Source organism: Streptomyces stoeckheimensis (assembly GCF_045822005.1).
GTDB lineage: Bacteria > Actinomycetota > Actinomycetes > Streptomycetales > Streptomycetaceae > Streptomyces > Streptomyces stoeckheimensis.
In genome coordinates this window covers 297,131-316,357 of sequence record NZ_CP169550.1, presented here as the reverse complement: position 1 = coordinate 316,357, position 19,227 = coordinate 297,131, and the positions used below count along the sequence as shown (strand labels likewise).

The 19,227-nt window shown below is 73.6% G+C and carries 14 protein-coding genes; 7 read left to right on the top strand and 7 right to left on the bottom strand.

Annotated features, from left to right (window positions below; translation table 11 throughout):
• The first annotated feature begins 24 nt into the window (after window positions 1-24).
• Genes ACE1OC_RS01465 through ACE1OC_RS01455 form a run of 3 tightly spaced genes read left to right on the top strand, consistent with a single transcriptional unit; the run spans window position 25 to window position 2,965 of the window.
• On the top strand, window positions 25-1,227 hold the full coding sequence (locus tag ACE1OC_RS01465; protein ID WP_407835393.1) for an LLM class flavin-dependent oxidoreductase: 1,203 nt from the start codon (window positions 25-27) through the stop codon (window positions 1,225-1,227).
• Window positions 1,224-2,189 (top strand): ABC transporter substrate-binding protein, encoded by a 966-nt coding sequence (locus ACE1OC_RS01460; RefSeq protein WP_407835392.1) that lies wholly within the window; start codon window positions 1,224-1,226, stop codon window positions 2,187-2,189. The genes ACE1OC_RS01465 and ACE1OC_RS01460 overlap by 4 nt, the downstream gene beginning before the upstream one ends.
• A 23-nt stretch (window positions 2,190-2,212) precedes the next feature.
• The gene (locus ACE1OC_RS01455; protein ID WP_407841454.1) at window positions 2,213-2,965 is read left to right on the top strand and encodes an amino acid ABC transporter ATP-binding protein; all 753 of its coding nucleotides are present in this window, start codon (window positions 2,213-2,215) and stop codon (window positions 2,963-2,965) included.
• Window positions 2,966-3,223: 258 nt separating this feature from the next.
• Here ACE1OC_RS01455 and ACE1OC_RS01450 read toward each other — a convergent pair whose 3' ends face one another.
• On the bottom strand, window positions 3,224-4,126 hold the full coding sequence (locus tag ACE1OC_RS01450) for a carbon-nitrogen hydrolase family protein (protein ID WP_407835391.1): 903 nt from the start codon (window positions 4,124-4,126) through the stop codon (window positions 3,224-3,226).
• A gap of 8 nt (window positions 4,127-4,134) precedes the next feature.
• Window positions 4,135-5,637 carry an APC family permease gene (locus tag ACE1OC_RS01445; protein WP_407835390.1) on the bottom strand — a complete coding sequence of 501 codons (1,503 nt, stop codon included), beginning with the start codon at window positions 5,635-5,637 and terminating at the stop codon, window positions 4,135-4,137.
• Between the two features lie 147 nt (window positions 5,638-5,784).
• Between ACE1OC_RS01445 and ACE1OC_RS01440 the strand changes: the two genes are divergently transcribed.
• Entirely contained in the window at window positions 5,785-6,408 is a 624-nt protein-coding gene (locus tag ACE1OC_RS01440) for a TetR/AcrR family transcriptional regulator (protein ID WP_407835389.1), read from the top strand.
• A 114-nt stretch (window positions 6,409-6,522) separates the two neighbouring features.
• Here the strand turns inward: ACE1OC_RS01440 and ACE1OC_RS01435 are convergent, their stop codons facing one another.
• Together ACE1OC_RS01435 and ACE1OC_RS01430 are read right to left on the bottom strand one after the other, a co-directional pair.
• Complete coding sequence (locus ACE1OC_RS01435) at window positions 6,523-8,337, bottom strand: IPT/TIG domain-containing protein (RefSeq protein ID WP_407835388.1); 1,815 nt, start codon at window positions 8,335-8,337, stop codon at window positions 6,523-6,525.
• 303 nt (window positions 8,338-8,640) lie between these two features.
• The gene (locus tag ACE1OC_RS01430) at window positions 8,641-9,372 is read right to left on the bottom strand and encodes an SOS response-associated peptidase (protein ID WP_407835387.1); all 732 of its coding nucleotides are present in this window, start codon (window positions 9,370-9,372) and stop codon (window positions 8,641-8,643) included.
• 102 nt (window positions 9,373-9,474) lie between these two features.
• Here ACE1OC_RS01430 and ACE1OC_RS01425 point away from each other — a divergent pair, with 102 nt between their 5' ends.
• Window positions 9,475-9,885 (top strand): DUF6924 domain-containing protein, encoded by a 411-nt coding sequence (locus ACE1OC_RS01425; RefSeq protein WP_407835386.1) that lies wholly within the window; start codon window positions 9,475-9,477, stop codon window positions 9,883-9,885.
• A 51-nt stretch (window positions 9,886-9,936) separates the two neighbouring features.
• Here ACE1OC_RS01425 and ACE1OC_RS01420 read toward each other — a convergent pair whose 3' ends face one another.
• A complete protein-coding gene (locus ACE1OC_RS01420; RefSeq protein WP_407835385.1) occupies window positions 9,937-12,951 on the bottom strand; it encodes an SGNH hydrolase domain-containing protein in 3,015 nt (1,004 codons plus the stop codon).
• A 17-nt stretch (window positions 12,952-12,968) separates the two neighbouring features.
• Complete coding sequence (locus tag ACE1OC_RS01415) at window positions 12,969-14,690, bottom strand: glycosyltransferase family 2 protein (RefSeq protein ID WP_407835384.1); 1,722 nt, start codon at window positions 14,688-14,690, stop codon at window positions 12,969-12,971.
• 290 nt (window positions 14,691-14,980) lie between these two features.
• Between ACE1OC_RS01415 and ACE1OC_RS01410 the strand changes: the two genes are divergently transcribed.
• A complete protein-coding gene (locus ACE1OC_RS01410) occupies window positions 14,981-15,586 on the top strand; it encodes a hypothetical protein (RefSeq protein ID WP_407835383.1) in 606 nt (201 codons plus the stop codon).
• A 35-nt stretch (window positions 15,587-15,621) separates the two neighbouring features.
• On the opposite strand, the gene ACE1OC_RS01405 is transcribed toward ACE1OC_RS01410, so the two are convergent.
• Window positions 15,622-16,938 carry an ROK family protein gene (locus ACE1OC_RS01405; RefSeq protein WP_407835382.1) on the bottom strand — a complete coding sequence of 439 codons (1,317 nt, stop codon included), beginning with the start codon at window positions 16,936-16,938 and terminating at the stop codon, window positions 15,622-15,624.
• Between the two features lie 178 nt (window positions 16,939-17,116).
• Between ACE1OC_RS01405 and ACE1OC_RS01400 the strand changes: the two genes are divergently transcribed.
• Entirely contained in the window at window positions 17,117-19,129 is a 2,013-nt protein-coding gene (locus ACE1OC_RS01400; protein WP_407835381.1) for a hypothetical protein, read from the top strand.
• The last annotated feature ends 98 nt before the right edge of the window (window positions 19,130-19,227 follow it).

Below are 19,227 nucleotides of genomic sequence, written 5' to 3'. Positions count from 1 at the left end.
CGCACCTTCCGAAAGGCCACACCCATGCCCGTGGAGTTCCTCGGCATAGCCGCCACCAACGACGGTTCCGAAACCACCGCCCGATCCGGCGCCTCCTTCGACAAGGAGTACACGCTCCGGCTCGCCAGGGCGCACGAGGAGCACGGCTGGGACCGGGTGCTGTTCGCCTACGGCTCCGGTACGCCGGACCCCGCGCCGGCCGCCGCGTACATCGCGGGCAAGCTGGACCGGCTGCAGATCCTGCTGGCCCACCGGCCCAACGTCTCGTACCCCACCTTCGCCGCCAAGACCTTCGCGACCCTCGACCAGATCAGCGGCGGCCGGCTGGCCGTGCACTTCATCACCGGCGGCAACGACCACGAGCAGGGCCGGGAGGGCGACGTCCTCGGCAAGGACGAGCGCTACGCCCGCACCCGCGAGTACATCCGCATCGTCAAGAAGATCTGGACCACCCACGAGGCCTTCGACCACGAGGGAGAGCACTACCGCTTCCACGACTTCGTCAGCGACGTCTTCCCCGTCCAGCAGCCGCGCCCGAACGTCTCGTTCGGCGGTTCCTCGCCCGCCGCCTACGCGGCCGGCGGCGCGGAGGCGGACATCTACTGCCTGTGGGGCGAGCCCCTGGAACAGACGACCCAGCAGATCGAGGCGGTACGGGAAGCCGCGCGGGCCGCCGGCCGTGCGGAACCGCCCCGGATCCAGGTCGCGTTCCGCCCGATCATCGCCCCGACCGAGGAGCTGGCCTGGGAGAAGGCCCACCGCACGGTGGGCGCCATCCGCGAGCGCAGGCTGGCCGGGACCGTGCAGCGCCACCGCAGCAACGGAGTGACGGAGGCCGCGGCGCCGCAGAACACGGGATCGCAGCGTCTGATCGCCATCGCGGAGGCGGGGGAGCGCTACGACAGGGCGCTGTGGACCCCGACCGCCGCCGCCACCGGGGGCGCGGGAAACTCCAACGCCCTGGTCGGCACCCCGGAGACGGTGGCCCAGGCGCTGCTGGACTACTACGACCTCGGCGTGGACATCCTGTCGGCCCGCGGCTACGACCTGCGCGACGACGCCATCGACTTCGGCCGGTACGTGATCCCCCTCGTCCGCGAGGAGGTCGCGAAGCGGGACGCCGCCCGGGAAGGCGCAGCTCGGGAAGGCGCCGGCCCGGACACCGTACGCGGTGCCCGCCCCGAGACCGGCTCTCCCCGCCAGACCCTGACGGCGGTGCGCGGATGAGCCTCCACACGAGCGGGCTCCGCGGGCGCCTGCGCACCGCACTCGTGCTCCTGCCCGTCCTGCCCCTCCTGACCGCACTGACGGCCTGCGGCTCCGGCGAGGGATCCCCGCCGGTGGCCGGCGCCCTCGCCTCACCCGCGCCGGCCGACGATCCGGTCGCCGGCGTACGGGCCGTGGAGTCGATCGCGGCCCTGCTTCCCGCCGAGGTCCGCAAGGCGGGCAGCCTGCGGCTCGGCGGCTCCGTCGGATCCCCGCCGTCGGCGTACTACCCCAAGGGACAGGACAAGCCGCCCGCCGGCCAGGACATCGACATCGCCACCGCGGTGGCCAAGGTCCTCGGTCTGAAGCTGGAGCGCCAGGACGCCTCCTTCGAGACGATCCTCCCCGCCCTCGGCAGCGGCAAGTACGACGTCGGCACGGGCAACTTCGGCGTCACCACAGAACGCCTGAAGTCCGTCGACTTCGTCACCTACATCAACGACGGCCAGGGCTTCGCCGTCAAGACGGGCAGCACCACACTGACCGGGCAGGTCTCCGACCTCACCCAGCTGTGCGGGCTGACCATCGGCACCGGCGCCGGCACGACCTTCGAGAAGACCCTCACCGCGAAGAAGGAGGTCTGCGCGGCCGCCGGGAAGAAGCCGTACGAGGTCAAGGTCTTCTCCGAGCCCGGGGCCGTGACCACGGCCCTCCAGCAGGGCCGGATCGACGTCGTCATGTCGACGATCAACGGCCTGCGCCACCAGGCCGCACAGCCCGCCGCGCAGACCACCTTCCTCGGCGAGTACCACCGCCTCGACGTCGGCTTCGCCTTCAAGAAGGGATCCCCGCTGACCCCCGCCTTCCAGGCCGCCGTCAACGAGCTGATCAAGGACGGCACGTACGCGCGGATCCTGAAGAAGTGGGGCACCACGCCCTCCGCGATCGACACCTCGCAGATCAACCCGGCCGAGCACACGTGAGCGAGCCCGTGCCCGGACCCGTCATGGTCGAGGTCCGCGGAGTCCACAAGAGCTTCGGACCCCTGGAGGTGTTGCGCGGGGTCGATCTGACCGTCCGCGCCGGGGAGGTCACCGTGATCCTGGGGCCCTCCGGCTCGGGGAAGTCCACCCTCCTGCGCACCATCAACCACTTGGAGAAGGTCGACCGCGGCTGGATCAGCGTCGACGGCGAGCTCATCGGCTACCGGGGCCACCGCGGCAAGCTGTACGAGCTCAAGGAGAAGGAGGTGTTGAGACAGCGCACGCACATCGGGTTCGTCTTCCAGGACTTCAACCTCTTCACGCACCTCACCGTGCTGGAGAACCTCGTCGAGGCCCCGGTCTCCGTGCTGCGCCGGCCGCGGGAGGCGGCCGACGCGGCGGCCCGCGGGCTGCTGGAGCGTGTGGGCCTGAGCGACAAGGCGGACGCCTACCCGCGGCAGCTGTCCGGAGGACAGCAGCAGCGGGTGGCCATCGCCCGGGCGCTCGCGCTCGAACCGAAGGTGCTGCTCTTCGACGAGCCGACCTCGGCGCTCGACCCGGAACTGGTCGGCGAGGTCCTGGACGTCATCAAGGACCTGGCCCGCACCGGCACCACCATGCTCGTCGTCACCCACGAGCTCGGCTTCGCCCGGGAGGTCGCCGACACCGTCGTGTTCATGGATGACGGGGCCGTCGTGGAGCAGGGACCGCCCGGGGCCGTCCTGGACGACCCGCTGCACCCCCGGACCCGCGCCTTCCTCGCCAAGGTGTGGTGAGGGGCCGAGGGATCAGCCGATGAGCGCCTCGGCGATCTGCCGGGTGGTCTGCGCCGCGACGCGGCGGTCGGTCGCGGCGTGGCGGCAGGTGCGGGGCGAGCCGCGGCAGCCACTCGGCTTCCTTCGCGGCCTGCCCGGCGACCCCGGGCCCGCGGGGGAGCCGGACGGACAGCTCCCGGCCCGCTCCGGACGGCGGGCGTTCGGAGCCATCCCACCGCGCCGGGGCCCGCCTGTCGACCGGGTTTCCGGCCCGGGCGGCTACGCGGTGGGGTTCTCCTCCTCCTTCGTCTCCTCCTCCAGCCAGCGCGGCGTACGGAACGTCGCGCCGCCGTACATCGGGAGGGCGATCGATTCCCCGTACCGGGCGAGCTGGTTCCAGGGCCGGTTGAGACCGGTGGAGCCGTAGCGGCGCACCCGGGTGACGGTGTCGAGGTCCAGTACGTCGACGAGTACCTCCTCGCCGGGGCCGGCCTGCTGGCGGACGGTGCCCTCGGGGTCGACGATCGCGCTGGCGCCGACCGCCGCGGGGTCGGCGGCGTTGACGTTGACCACGTAGACCTGGTTGGTCCAGGCGTTGGCGCGGGCGCAGATCAGTTCCATCTCCCGGTCCCGGGTGGGTGTCAGGGTGGGCTGGATGACGATCTCCGCTCCCAGCCAGGCGAGTTGGCGGACCGTCTCGGGGAAGGAGCCGTCGTAGCAGATGGCCAGGCCCGCCCGCCCGATGCTGGGGAGGTCGAACACGGTGAACTCGTGGCCGGGCCGGGCCTTTTCGTACGGCTGCCAGGGGAAGACCTTGCGGTAGCGGGCGACGATCTCGCCCTCGGGCGAGACCGCTATGGCCGTGTTGTAGACGTGGCCGTCCTCCGCACGCTCGTAGAGGCTGCCCGGGACCAGCCACAGCTCGGTCTCCCGGGCAAGGGCGCAGATCCGGTCGGTGAGCGGTCCGGGGATCGTGACGGCGGCCCGCTCCATCCAGTCGTCGGGTGCGGGGCGCAGCAGCGGGCCCTCGGCGGCGAGCAGGAGTTCGGGGGCGACGACGAGCTGGACGTGGGGGAAGAGCTCGTGCGTGGCGCGGACCTGGTCGCTGAAACGCTGCCAGCTCGCTTCGAGGTCGTGGGCCACGGGCGTGGTCTGGAGGGCGGCGATGGCGAGAGTGCGCATGGGTGTGGTCAGTCCTCGGTGATGGTGAGCGCGGCGACCGACGTGCGGCCTTCGCGGAAGAAGCGGCGGAAACGGGTGCGGGCGATCAGCAGGGCCAGGGCGCCCGCGGCGAGGGACCCGGCGCCGAGGAGGAAGACTCCGCCGACGCCGTGGAAGGAGGTGCTGCCGTAAGCGGGGTCGTACATGTCGTACGCGCTGCGGGCGAAGGCCGCCAGCATGAGCAGGCCGCCCAGCAGGGGCAGGACGCCGCGCAGCAGGAGGTCGCGCGGGGAATCGCGCAGGCTCCGCCGGAAGTACCAGACGCAGCTCAGGGCGGTGGTGCCGTAGTAGCAGGCGATGAGCAGCCCGACGCAGAGGACGGCGTCGCCGAGGAAGTCGGCGGAGACGAGCCGGAGCAGGATCAGCGTGCCGGCCGCGGCCGTCCCGCAGGCCAGGGTCCCGAAGGCGGGCGTGCGGTGCCGGGGGTGGATCCGGGTGAAGGTGCGCGGCAGGGCGCCGTGGGCGGCCATGGACAAGGTGCCGCGGGAATTGCCGACGAGGCAGGTGAGCAGGGCCGAGACCGCCGAGACGCAGACGGCGAGCTGCATCACCTTGGCGAGTGCGCCGCCGAGTACGGGCGGCGCGAGGGTCGTGAGGACGTCGGCGGCGTTCTCCGGGTTGCCGAGGCCCAGGCCCGTGGTTCCGGTCCCGGCGAAGCTGATCGCCGCGAACGCGGTGAACAGGTAGGTGCCCAGGAGCAGGAGCGTCGAGATGACGGCGGCCTGCCCGGCCACGCGTTCGCCGTCCCGGGTCTCCTCGTTCGCGGCGAGCAGCGAGTCCCACCCCCAGTAGATGAACAGACAGAGCAGGACGGCTTCGGCGAAGGGTCCGAATCCGTCGAAGGCGCTGGGGTCGAGCCAGGCCAGGGAGGGGGTGACGGCGCCGTCGCGGGCGAAGGCGGCCGCGCCGAAGCCGAGCAGGGCCGCAAGTTGGAGGCCCAGGAGCACGTACTGCACGGAGGCGGCCAGGTGCAGTCCCCGGACGGAGACCAGGGTGCACGCGGCCAGCAGGAGGAGGGCGGTCACCGTGACGACGACGTCGTCCTCGGCGAGGGAATGGAGGCCGAGCAGGTTCAGCAGGTACACGGCGCCGACCTGGGACAGGGCGGTCATCGCGATGAGGGTGGCGACGATCACGACCCAGCCCCCGGTGAACCAGCCGGCCACCGGCCCGAAGGCGCGGGTGGTCCACACGAAATTGGTGCCGCAGTCCGGCATCTCGCGGTTCAGCTCGCGGAACGCGAAGGCGGTGAGCAGGATCGGTACGAATCCCAGGAGCAGGGCGGCCGGAGCCAGGTCTCCCACGGCGAGCGTCACGAAGCCGAGTGTGACGGCGATGCTGTACGCGGGTGCAACGGACGACAGCCCGAGGGTGACGGAGGCGAGCAGGCCCACGGAGCCGCCGCGCAGCCCCTTGCCGACGGGGGCGGGCGCCGGCCCGGTTCTGGCCCCGGTGTCGGTCGGGTTGGTCATGATGCCTCCTGGAGGCCGCAGGTGTGGTGCGCAGAGCGTGAGACGCCGCGTTAAACGCAGATTTAATGCTCAGCTTCCTGGACCGTCAATGGTCTGAGCGATATTGTTAAATCTGGATTTAGATGATTGATGTCTGGAGGGCATGGCGTGGCAGCCAGGAAGGGGACCGGCAAGGAGAACCGCCGGACCGAGCTGGGCAAGGCGGTGGAGCGCGCCGTACTGGTGCGCGGGCTGGAGGGCCTGCGGCTGCGGGATGTCGCAGACCAGGCCGGGGTCACCCCCGCCGCGGTGCTCTACTACGGCGATCTGGACGCCCTCGTCCACTCCACCTACCAGGAGGCCATCGAGCGCTACAGCAAGGAGCGCGAGGAAGCCGCGGACCGCTTCGACGACGCCCGCGACAAACTGCGGGCCTGCATCGACCACGGCGTCGCCGGCGGCCCCGACGACGCGCTGACCCGGCTGCTCTTCGAGTACTGGCCGCGCTGCCTGCGCGACGCCCGGGCGGCGGCGCTCGACAGTGCCCTGACGGAGCGCCAGATAGCTGTGTACTCCGGCATCTTGGTCCTCGGCCAGGCACAGGGACACTTCCTGCTCCAGGATCCGCCCCGCCTGCTCGCCGCGAACTTCGTCGCCATGGAGGACGGATACCAGATGGAGGTGCTCGCCGGGCGGCGCACGCGCACCGAGGTGATCGCCGCCCTGCGCTCCTACGCGCGGGCCGTCACGGGTCATGAGCTGACCGGCCACGAGGAGGCCGACCCCGCCTGACCGCGGCCCCGCCCGACCGCGCCCCGGACGCACCGCCGGCCCGCCTCGTGACGAGGCGGGCCGGCGGCAATCACGCGTGCGGGGCGTCCCGTTGGCGGCGACGCCGGTGCCGGATCAGGGGCAGGTGGCCAGGAGGACGGAGACCACCGTGCAGCTGGCGGTCGCGCTGTCGTTGAGCGGGCCCGGGTCGGTCGGCGAGGACGCCGTACGGGTGGCGGAGACCGTGACGCGCCCCAGCGAGAGCAGGCCCAGCGGTACCCGGAAGGTCTTGGTGGCGCTGGCGCCGTTGGCGATGGTCCCGTAGGCGCATGTCACCGTGGACCCGGCGGCCGTGCATCCCGGGGACAGCGTGTTGGCGGACGCGCCCGACGGCAGGGTTGCGGTGAGCGTGGCCGAAGTGACCGTACCGGGACCGGTGTTGCGGGCCGTGAGGGTGTAGGTGAGGTAGGGGACCAGCAGGCTCAAGCCCGGCTGTGCGGTCAGATCCACGTCGATGTCCGCGGGCGGCAGCTGGTACGTGTACCGGCTCGCGCCGGTCACCGCGCTGGTGCCGCCGGGCGTGGTGACCTGGACGTCCACGGGGCCCGCGGAGTGGGCGGGTGCGGTCGCGGTGCAGGCCGTGGGGGTGCAGGAGAGGCCGGTGCCCGGGTTGCCGGGGCCGAAGGCGATCGCGGTGGCGCCGTCCAGGCCGGTGCCGCCGACGGTGACGACCGTACCGCCCGCCGTCGTGCCGACGGCGGGGCTGAGCGAGGTCACCACGGGGACGGGGACGTAGGTGTAGCGGCCCGCGGGGGACGGGTCGCTGGTGCCGCCCGGGGTGGTGGCCCGGACGTCCACGGTGCCGGTTCCGGCCGGAGCGGTGGCGGTGCACGAGGTCTCGGTGCACGCCACGTTGGTGGCGGGGTTGTCCGCGCCGAAGCTGAGGACGGCGCCCGACAGGTTCGTGCCGGTGACCGTCACGGCCGTACCGCCGCCCGTGGGTCCTGCGGCCGGGCCGACGGAGGTGACCGTGGGCGGCAGGGTGAAGGCGAACACGATCCGCCCGTCACCGGCGTTGGCCCCCTCGGTGAGGGTCACGGACGAGCCGGGAACCGTCCCGGAGACCAGGCTGGACCCTCCGCCACCCCCTCCTCCGCCGCCACCGGTGCTGCCGTATCTGCCTCCGGCTCCTCCCCGGCCTCCGCCGCCGTACCCGGCTCCGCCGCGGCCGCCGGCGCCCGTCGGGCTGAACACGCCCTGGCCGGCGGAGCCGCCGGAGCCGTTCGGGAAGGCGCCCGGGGAGCCGTTCGGTCCCTCGTTGTCCGCCCCGGCACCCCCGATTCCGGCGGCCCCGCCGGCCGTGTCGGTGCCCGGGCCGCCGCCCGTACCGCCCTGCGCGTCGGGGACCAGGCCGTTGCCGTCGGCGCCCGCGCTGCCGCTGTCACCGCCGGCCGCTCCCCGGTAGGCGGGGGAGCCGATGCCCGCTCCACCCGCCCCACCGCCCGAACCGGCCGTCAGGAGCGGCGCGTTGGTGGCGGTGGTCACCGCGACCAGGGCGCCGCCGGAGCCCGGCACGCCGAACTGTGCGCTCGCCGTGCCGTTGGCGCCGCGTCGGCCGACGGTCACGTTGAAGGTCTGCCCGGGCGTGGCCGGGACGGTCGCGACGAGGTGCGCGCCCTTGCCTCCGGCCGTGCCGTCGGCGGCGTTCCCGCCCCCGGCGCCGTCCAGGGTCACCACGCCGAGGGAGACGCCGGCGGGCACCGTGACGCTTCCGGAACCCCCCGCCGAGCAGGTGATCGTGGTCGTGGCGGCCACCAGGACCGGGGCGGCGCACACCCCCTCCGCCGAAGCCGGGGGCGCCAGAACCGTCAGGCCGCCCGCGGCCAGCGCCGAGGACGCGGCCACCGCCAGCAGCCGGCGCCGCCACCGGGCGCGCGGACCATGTAACACAGCAGTCGAAGACATCGAGTCTCCCCCTCTCGCCTCCGTCCGGCGGCGGCCGGAGTCGCATACTCCCGGGAAGCCGCGGCCGGACGCTCCCGTACGACGGACCGGAGTGCAGCTTCCTCCGGCGGTGCCGCCCGTTCGCCGGTATTCCAGGGCCGGTTGGAAGGACCACGGCCCGGTGATACCGGCGGAAGCATCGCAGCGGCCGGGGCGCGGCGGGCGCCAAATGCCGGATCGTCCCGCCAAACCGTTGGAAACCCCGAAATCGGCCACCGGGCTCGTACGAATTTCCGAGAGGATGCGAGGTTACGAAGTGGCGGGGTCGAGGAGGTGGGGGCCGTTGTTGCGGACGCTGTTGACGGCCGTCGAGACCGCGGTCACCGCGAGCCGGCCGCCGGCGGGGGTGTGGAGCAGGGCACGGAGATCCGTCGTGTCCTCGTGTGAGGGGTCGAGCCACGCCTCGTAGTCGCCGGGGTCGAGGGCGAGCGGCATCCGGGGATGGATGCGGCCGGCCGCGTCCGTGGCCTCGGTGGTGATGATCGTGGCCGTGGTGAGCCAGGCGTCCGGGTCGTCCCGGTCGGCGACGGCCGGGTCGCGCCAGAACTCGTACAGCCCGGCCATGGCCATGACCGAGCCGGTCTCGGGCCGGATGAAGTAGGGCTGCTTGTAGGCCTTGGCCGTACCGGTGGCGGGTACGGCCTCCCACTCGTAGAAGCCGTCCGCGGGCAGCAGGCACCGGCGTTTGGCCAGGGCCCGCCGGAACGCGGGCTTCTCGTGGACGGTCTCCACCCGCGCGTTGATCATCCGTGACCCCACGGCAGGGTCCTTGGCCCAGGAAGGCACCAGACCCCACCGCACCGGACGCAGCCGCCGCCCGAGCTCGCCGGTGTCCCGGTCAGCGCGCTCCAGCACCGCCCACACCTCGTCGGTGGGCGCGACGTTCCACGAGGGCCCGAGCTCGCGGCCGGGATCGAGCCGGGCATCGAAGAGGCCGGCGAGGTCTTCCGGTGCCCGGGAGGAGGCGTATCGACCACACATGCCTCCACTGTCCCACCCTTCCCGGCCGGGAGGGCCCGAGTCCGCCACACACGGACGTCGTGTCCGGGGCCGTTGTCAGAGCAGGGTGGGAGGATCGCGCCCATGCCGATGCGTCTGCCTCAGCCTGACAACCTGACCTCTCTGGTGCTGCGCACCCACTTCGGCGACGAGGTGGCGTGGGACGCGCTACGGAGCGCGATCGACGGCGCCACGTTCGTCAGCGACCGCCGCTTCGCCGGGGCGGAGGTCCGGGCCCTGGTGGACGCGGCGGCCGCCGCGGAGGAACACGAGCGGTTCAACCACCTGTTCATCGCGGACGCGACCGCGATGGCGGATCCGGTCCACCCGCTTCTGATCGTGGACCTCTGGGTCGAGCCCGGGCGGACGTTCAGGGTCCCGGCCCGTTGGTTCTTCGACGTGTCGGCCAACCTCGGCCTCGCGAACATGTACTTCGAGGAGTACGCCGAAGCCGCTGATGCATCAGGGACCTTCCGCGGCTTCGGGCCGCACTGACAGCTCGCCGTGGGGAGCGGTGAGCGGTGAGCGGTCAGCGCGGCAGCGGGGTTACGCGACCCGGGCCCGGGTGGAGACGGTCACCCGGTCGACCCGCATCGGGTGGCCCGGTTCGGTGGCCGGGCCCGGGGTCGCGCCGTCGGCCAGCGGGAGGCCGCCGCCGATGGCCACGTTGAGGATCAGGAACAGGCCGTGGTCCACCGCCCGCTTCCACGTGTCCGGGTCCATCCGGGAGGCGGCCACCCGGTGGTGCACGCGGCCGTCCAGGTACCAGCGCACTTCCTCGGCGCCGGGGGAGAGGTCGACCTCGACGGCGTACGTGTGGAACCCCGTACGGCAGTCCCCGCACGGCTGCGGGCCCGAGCTCAGGCCCGCGGGTTCCCGGCACGGGCCGCCTTCGAGGGTCCCGCAGTGCATGGTCGCGAAGACGCTGTCCCGGCCGTTGACCGATTCCATGATGTCGAGCTCCCCGATCCCGGGCCAGCCCGTGTACCCGTCGCGCAGCGGTGCCCCGAGGGTCCAGAACGCCGGCCAGTAGCCGGCCGCCTCGGCGCCGGTCACGTCCGGCAGGGCGATCGCGGCCTCGATCCGCAGGATCCCGCCGGCCGGGGCCGCGAAGTCGGAGCGCCGGGTCTCGATGCGGCCCGAGCGCCACGCGCCGTCCGCCGTGCGGGTGGGGACGATCTCGAGTGCGCCCTTGCCGTCGAGACGGACGTTGTCCGTCGAGTCGGTCATCGTCTCGATCTCACCCGTGCCCCACTGGGCGGCGGGGCATCCCGGATAGCAAGTACCGGTGTCGTGAAGCCAGTTGGCGGAGGACGGAGGGCTGCCCGCGGGACCGTCGAACTCCTCCCGGAACACCTCGGTCCAGCCCGCGGGCCCCGCCGCCCCGGACGCGGCCCCCGCCCCGCCCACGGCGGGCAGCGCCCCCGAATCCGTGAGCAGCCGTTCCAGCCGGGGGGTCAGGACGACGACCGCCACGTTGGTCAGGTGGGCGTCGTCCCGGTACAGCAGGATGCGGTCCAGTACGGCCGGGCAGGTCGGCCCGTCGCCCGGGCACAGGACCGGGTTCACGCTCACGGCGCGTACGCCGGGCAGGGCGCCGGCGGCGATCCGCCGGGCCAGCGGATCGGGCTGCTGGGCGTTCGTACGGCTGAACGCGCAGGCCGCCGGCTCCTCGGGGCTGCCGGAGACGCACGCGGGGACGTCCGCACCCGGTACGGGGGTGTCCTCGATGTAGACGATCGGCGCACCGATCGCCCGCAGGGGTGCGAGGGTCTTCTCCCAGGCCTCGGCGAGGAGTCCGGAATCGGCCGTGTAGCGGTTGAGCGAGGAGATCACGATGAGCCGCGGCTTCGGCTGCTGCCGCAGCCGCTCCAGGGCGTCGGCGCGCCACGTGTCGCACTCCCGGTAGGCGCGGCCGAGCTGCGGACTGTCCACCGCGAGCTGCGGCAAGGGGCAGCCCTGCTTCACCAACTCCTGCAGGGCCCAGCCCCGTTGCGCGGCCATGGCCAGCATCGCGGAGAACCACTGGCCGGCGTGCGAATCGCCGAGCAGCACGATCCGGTCCGGGCTGTCCACCGCGCCGAACAGGCAGTCCGGGCTGCGGGTCACGGCCGGGGCCACCTCGCAGGCCCCGTCCGGCGGGAAGTCCTTGCGCGCCTGCGCGGGGCCGGGCACGACCGGGCCGGCGGCCGGCGGCGCGGAGCCCGTACGGGCGAGCAGGTGCGGGCCGGAAGCGGCGCCGGGTGGCAGGCCGCCGAGCTGGACGGGCGTTGCCGGACCCAGCAGGTTGAGCGTCGTGGTGCCCACCACCAGCGCGAGCACCACCGGCAGGACCACGGCCGTGATGCCCACCGACAGCCCGCGGCGCGGGAATTCGGAGACGGTGCGGCTGCGGCGCAGCGGCTGCTCGACCCAGCGCATGGTGGCGTAGGCGGGCAGTGCGGCCGCCAGGGTGAGCGCGGCCTTCACCGGCCAGTCCTGGGGCCCGAAGCGGGCCTCGGCGAGGACGAGCACCGGCCAGTGCCACAGGTACAGGGTGTAGGACAGCCGTCCCACCGCCCGGGGAGCCCGCCCCGCGAGCAGCCGGCCGATTCCGTAGCCGCCCGGCGTGCTGCGCTCGCCCCGGCCGGGGATCGCGGCGAGGATGACGGCCGCCGCCCCCAGGGTCGGTACCAGGGCCGCGTGGCCGGGGTAGGGCGTGGCCGCGTCGTACGCGACGGCGCTCCAGGCGATCGCCGTGATCCCGGCCCAGCCGCACAGCAGCCGCAGCGGGCGCGGGCCGCGCATGAGGTGCCAGGGCAACAGTGCCACCAGCGCGCCGACGCCGAACTGCCAGACCCGGGAGGGCGTGGCGAGGTACGCGAGGGAGGCGGAGTGGTCCGTCCAGCGCAGGGACAGCGCGAACGAGGCGAGCACCAGCGGTACGGCGGCCAGGGCCACGGCGGCCCGCACGGCACGGCCACGGCGTACGGCCCGGGCCGCTCCGAGCACGATCAGGGCGAGCAGGGGAGCCCAGAGGAGGTAGAACTGCTCCTCGACGGCGAGGGACCAGAAGTGCAGGAGCGGGCTCTGCTCGTGCCCGGCGGCGAGGTAGTCGGTCCGCTGGGCGACGAACCGCCAGTTCGCGGCGGAGAGCGCCGACGCGACCACGTCCTGCTCCAAGTCGGCGCGGCGCAGCGGTACGGTCAGCCAGGCCCCGGCCAGGGCCACCGCGCCGAGGACGACCGCGGCGGACGGCAGGAGCCGGCGGGCCCGCCGGGAGAAGAAGTCCAGGAGCCGGATCCGGCCGGTGGTGACGGCCTCGCGGACGAGCAGCCCGGTGATGAGGTAGCCGGAGACGACGAAGAAGACGTCCACGCCGACGAAACCGCCCGCGAGTCCCGGAACCCCGGCGTGGAAGGCGAGGACCGCGAGGACGGCTACGGCGCGCAGCCCCTCGATGTCGGGCCGGAACGCGGACCGGTGCGGACTGGGCCCGGACTCGCCGCCGGAGCGCGCCGAGGAGGCCGGTTCGGGAGGTGGTACGGGGGAGGTCAGGGAGGAGGGGACGGGGGAGTGCATGGTGGTCGTCGAGCCTTTCAACTCAGCCAGGGAAGCATGGGGTTGACCCACCCGGATGCCAGCAGGCCGGTGAGCAGGAGCACCGCCGAGGCGGCGAGGGTCTCGGGCCAGCGGCGCGGCAGTACGCCGGTGGAGGCGCGGCCGCCGAGGGCCCGTACGAGGCTGCGCGCGCGGCCCCCGGACGCCGCCTCCCCGGACCGCTGCCCGGAGGCCGCCGCCGGCCGCATCTCGGAGATCAGGTCCCGGACCAGTGGACCGTTGATCTGGCACTGCACGAGGAAGTAGAGGAGCAGACCCCAGTTGGGCTCCCAGCCGTTGCGGGCCACGGCCAGCGCCAGACCCGCCGCGGCCGCCCCGTTGGAGAGGACCAGCCAGACCAGGGAGACGCCCACCACCCGGCGGGCCATTCCGCCGGAACGGGCGGGCCCCCGGGTGCCGGTGGGCACCCAGTCGGCGCTGCGGCCGCGCAGCGTGTGCAGGAAGGCGGTGGCGGCGGCGACGCTGGTCAGGACGTTCGCCCGGATCACCTCCACCCGCCAGCGGGTCCTGCTGATCCGCGGGAGGAGCACGTGCCAGAGCCACAGCGGGGCGAGCAGCGGCAGGACGTGCCAGGGCCGGATGTCGTCCGGGTACCAGAACATCATCACCAGCGGCGGCAGCGGCGCCGCGAAGGTGTTCACGGCGGCGGCCAGGTAGCCGACGACGCCTTCGTAGAAGCACAGGCGCATCCGCCAGGGCGCGCCCATCGTCCGCAGGACGGGCGAGGTGAGCAGGTGGAGGTTGCCCATCGCCCACCGGTACTGCTGGTTGACGAAGGAGGTGACCTCGTCGGGCGAGGTGCCCTTGGCGACCAGCACCGGTACGTACAGGGTGCGGAACCCCTGCGCGTGCAGGGCGAGGCCCGTGTACAGGTCCTCGCTGTGGTCGAGGCGGGCGAAGCCGCCGGCCAGGTCGATGGCGGCGCGCCGGTAGACGGCGTTGCTGCCGCAGCAGATGGCGGCGTCGCTCGCGTCCCGGGAGGGCTGGATCCAGCGGAAGAACCACTCCTGGGCGGAGCCCGCGGCCCGCTGGATCCAGCCCATCGTCCCGTCGGTGTCGAAGCACTGCGGGCTCTGCACGATCCCGACGGCCGGGTCGGCCAGATAGGGCACGAGATGGCGCAGGAAGTCCGGCCGGGGTGCGAAGTCGGCGTCGAGGATGGCGATGAACTCGGCGCTGCTCAGCGTCAGGGCGTGATTGAGGTTCCCCGCCTTCTTCAGGTGGCCCCGGTCCGGCCGTACGACGTACTCGTACCCGTACGAGGCCGCCAGTGCGGCGACTTCGGGACGGTCGGCGTCGTCCAGGACCCATGTGGTCAGCGCGCCGGGCCAGTCGACGGCCGACACCGCGCGGTAGGCGTTGTCCAGGACGGGGAGCGGCTCGCCGCAGGTCGGCAAGTACAGGTCCACGGTGGGCAGTCGGGCGGGCTGCCAGGCGCGGACGAGCACCTCGTGAGAGGGCCGGGTCAGCCTGCGCTGGCGCAGGCTGTTCACCGAGGAGAGGGCGAGCGCCACGAGGTTGAGCCCGAGGACGGCGAGGAAGGCCCACAGGGCCGGAGTGCGCAGCGCGAAGGTGAACATGGTCGCCGCGGTGAAGACGAAGGCGAGGCTCGTGCTGATGAGGACCCAGCGTCGTTGCGGGCCGAAGTACCAGTAGAGCTCCTCGTCGGAAGGAGGTTGCGGAAGATGAGATAACGTCATAAAGCCCCCCACAGCTGTTTATGCGCCCGTTTCAGATGGCCACCATAGCGCCAGAGGTATAGACCATTTGTTTCCGCACGACCAACACGTGCAATCGGCCACGGGATTGGCGCATCTCAGGTGGTCCAGACCTTTGCTCCGACCATTCGACCGGCCGCACCGCCTCCCGCCGGGAAGATGCAGGTCACGGGGGAGTGAACAGACATCGAAGACTTGCGCGGCCGGGCGGGCCCACGGCGTCCCTCTGCGTCGGCCGCACCGGGAGGGTCTCAACCGGCTACGCTCTGGGCGTGCTTGAGCAACCGGGCAGGGAAAGCGCCGGCGATCTGCCCGAGTGGCACGCGCCGCCGCGGATGATCGGCGGACACGTCGCGGGCCCGGCGGTGATCGGCCGGACGGACGGGCTCGTGGTGCTCGCCCGGCAGGTCCTGGCCTACCCGGCCGGGCTCGAGATCGAGGTGGAGGCCCACGCACGCGGCGCGTCCCCACCTCCCGGCGGGCCGCTGTCCGACCCCGGCGGCTTCACGGACCCCGACGGCTTCACGGACCCCCACGGCTTCACGGACCCCCACGGCTTCACCGAGCCCGCGCAGCCGTCCTTCCGCCTCCGGCTCGGCGACGGCAGGGTCGTGGTGCAGGACGACGAGGCCGGACTGCGGAACGGACGCGGACCGGTGATGGTCGTCAGCGGGTACCAGGCCGCCCGGGGCGGCCCCGAGGACGGCGAGGACGTGCGCCTGACCCTGTGGACGTGGCCGCTGCCGCCGCCGGGCCCCCTCGCGCTGTCGTGCGCGTGGCCGGAACGCGGACTGCGGGACGCCACCTGGATCCTGGACGGGGCCGCGGTGCGCGCAGCGGCCCTCTTGGCCCGGCCGTTCTGGACCGCAGGGGCGTGACGCGCGGCCCGTGACGCGGGTGGGGCCCGGGGGCCTCAGGCGCCCGTCGCCGCCGCCACCGTCCGGGCCGGGTCCTCGTACACCGGGTCGAGGGCGAGGAGGGCGCCGCCGCGGGCCGGAGCGGTGAAGCCGAGGGTGGACAGCAGCAGCCGGCAACCGCCCGTGTCCGGGGCCATCACCCGTTCGGCCATCAGCCGCTCCACCCGCGGGGCCAGCCGGTCGCCGAAGTAGGTGAAGTAGCCGCCGAGCACCACCGCGCGCGGGTTCAGGACGTCCGCCAGCAGGGCCAGCCCGAGGCCGAGACCGTCGGCGATCCGGTCCAGGGCCTCCAGCGTGCGGGCGTCCCCGGCGGCCGCCCGCCCCTGGAGGTCCGTCAGCCGGGCCTCCAGGTCGAGGGAGGGGTCGTGCACGGGATCCTCCGGGGCGGCGGCGTGCCGCAGCAGGGCCGTGAGTCCGACCATGGTCTCCCAGCAGCCCCGGCGCCCGCAGGCGCAGAGCGCGCCGCCCGGATCGAGCGGCATGTGGCCGATCTCCCCGGCGAACCCGGCGGCTCCGCGGTGGAGCCGGCCGCCGCTGATGATGCCGCCGCCCACGCCCGTCTCGCCGGTGACGTAGATGAGGTCGTGGATGCCGGCCGCGGAGGCCTCCACGTACTCGGCCACCGCGCCGAGCTTCGCGTCGTTCTCCAGCCGCAGCGGCGGCGCCCCGCGCCCCAGGCGGGCGCGGATCCCGCTGACCGCTTCGATGCCGTGCCAGCCGATGTTCGCGGCGTAGACGACGGTGCCCGCGGTGATGTCGACGACTCCCGGGGCGGCGACGGTGACCCCGGCCGTGGCGATCCCGGCGGCGTCGAGGGTGGCGAGGGCCTCGCGGACCAGCCCGGCGGCGCAGTCCAGAACGGCCTCGGGCCCGGCGCCGCGGACGTCCATGGCGACCCGCCGCTCGAAGACGGTGTCCCCGCCCAGGGTCAGGGCGACGGCGGCCAGGTAGTCGACGTTGATCTCCAGGCCGATCCCGCACAGCGCGCGGCCGTCGATCCGTACGCTCTGGCCGGGACGGCCGACCGAGCCGTCCCGCTCGGCGTCCCCCTCGCGGAGCAGGCCGAGTTCGATGAGCTCGGTGACCAGGCCGGTGACCGTGGGCCGCGGCAGCCCCGCGTCATCGGCGATCCGCGCGCGGGAGCGCGGTCCGGAGTCGCGCAGGAGGCGCAGCACGAGACCGAGGTTGGCCCGGCGGATGGAAGCCCTCCCGGCGGGCCGCGCCGGGCCGTTGATCACGACGGGTCCGATGCCGGCGTCACCCCGCCCGCTCTCGTCGCCGCTGCGCTGCGTGCTGCGCGGATCAGTCCTCACCGGTGCTCCTCACTGCCGTCCCCGAGAGTCTGCCACCCGCGGGCCCTGGTCCCGCCTCCGCGTTCAAGAGTGGATGCGGCCCGCGGGGTTGACGGGACCCTCATTAATTCAGATCCTAACCAAACTAATTGCTCGACGGATCGTCCGGCCGCGAGCTGACGGCGAGGAGGCCGACGGCGTGAGTGCCCGGTACCACCTGCGGTTCCAGATCCATCCGTACGAAGGCACGGCCGCCGTCGCGGCCACGGCGGCCGAACTCGCCAAGACCTGCACCGACGCGGGAGTGGCGGAAGTGGTGCTGCTCCTGGGGGCCGAGGAGCATTTCGCCGGCCACCTCTCCGGACCCGACGAGGACCTCTGGTACGAAGCGGCGGCCCTCGCGCAGGAGGTCCTCCTCGGGGCCGGCCTCGACGTGAGCCTCAACCCCTGGGTGACCACCGGCCACGCCGACCGCGGCCGCACCGACACCCACGGCTTCGCACCGATGGTGTCCCCGACTGGCAAGGTCTCCGCGGCCCAGGCCTCCTTCGCCTGCCCGCGCTGGCGCGCCTGGCTGACCGGGCACTACGGACGCTTCGCCGAACTGGGCTTCCGCGTGCTGTGGCTGGAGGACGACTTCCGCTTCCACAACCACGCCCCGCTGGACTGGGGCGGCGGCTTCGAACCCCTCATGCTGGACCGGCTGGCCGCCCTGGCCGGACGCCCGGTCCCACGACCGGAACTCGTCGCCGCACTCACCGCCCCCGGACCCCCGCACCCGCTGCGCGCCCTGTGGCAGCAGGTCTGGCGCACCGCGCAGCAGGAGGTGGCCGCACAGGTGGCCGCCGAGGTCCACCGGCGCTCGGCCGGCCGCTCCCGCACCGGACTGATGAGCTCGGGCCTGGACGCCGCCTCCGTGGAGGGCCGGGACTGGGGAGCTCTCCTCGGGGCCCTGGCCGCCCCCGGAGGCCGCGCCGTGCACCGCCCGCACTTCGCCCCGTACGCGGACGCCCCCGGACGCGAGCTCGCCAGGCAGCTGTGGATGCCGGAACTGCAGCGCTCCCTGCGACCGGAGTGCGTGGACAGCGAGCCGGAGATCGAGAACTGGCCGCACACCGCCTGGTCCAAGTCCGATGTCCAGACCTGGTCGGAGATGGTCGCCGCCCAGCTCTCCGGAGCGGACGCCCTGCTGCTCAACCTCCACCCCATGCACGGCGCCCACCCCGGCAGCCATCCCGGGATCGCCGAACTGCTCCGCCGCGCCCGCCCCGCGCTGGACCTCGTCCACCGGCAGCACCCGCGCGGGCAGCGCACCCTCGGCGTCGGCCTGCCCTTCGCCCAGGACGCCGCGGCCCACGTGCGGGCCCACGGCGGAGACCTGTCCGAGCTGGCCGTCGACCCGGGCCCGGCGGCCGAGTTCCTGCTCCGCTACGGAGTACCCGTGACGGCCGAAACCGCCCCGGTGCAGGCCCTGTTCGGCCCGTCGGCCTGGGCCTTCGACGACCAGGCGGTACGGGCCCTGCTGGCCGGAGGCCTGCTCATCGACGGTACCGCCGCGGTGATCCTGCACCGGCGCGGCTTCGGACCCCTCCTCGGGCTGACCGACGCCGAACCGGTGGACCGCGAAGCCCCGGCCACCCCCGGCGGGCCGGGCCCGTACGCCACCGAGCACCTGTGCGCCGCAGCGGGCGAGGACCTCGCGGGTCTCCTCCTCAGCGTCAACACCCAACCCGCCCTCGTCCGGCTCCGGGAGGCACCCGGGGCACAGCGCTGGAGCGAGGTCCGCACCCCGGACGGCCGTGCCTGGGGGGCGGGCCGCACCGTCTTCACCAACACCCTCGGCGGACGCGTCGCCGTACTCGCCGCGACCGAGCCCCACACGCTGCCGGCCGACGGCCACGCGCAGCGGCTGCTGCACCGCACGGTCCGCTTCCTGGAGGGGGAGGATGCCCGCCTGCCCCTGGTCAGCGGCGGCCCGTACCTGATCCCGCACCTCTCACACGCCGACGGTGTCACCACCCTGACCGTGGCCAACGGCTGCCAGGACCCCGCCCGGCCCGTGGTGGACCTGCCCGCGCTCCCGGACGCGGTCGCGGCCACCGTCCTGGCGCCCCTTGCGGAGCCCCGCCCCGCGGACACCGGCCGACGGGGTCACACCCTGCGCCTGGACCCCGAACTCCCGCACCGCGCCTGGGCCGTCCTGCGCTGGTGAAACCTCTGATCCTGCGCAGTGCTCCGCCCATTAGGGCGGGGGAAAAAGCGCTCGGGGGCTCGGAGTTCCCTGCGCCTCCGGGGTGACACACGGCACAC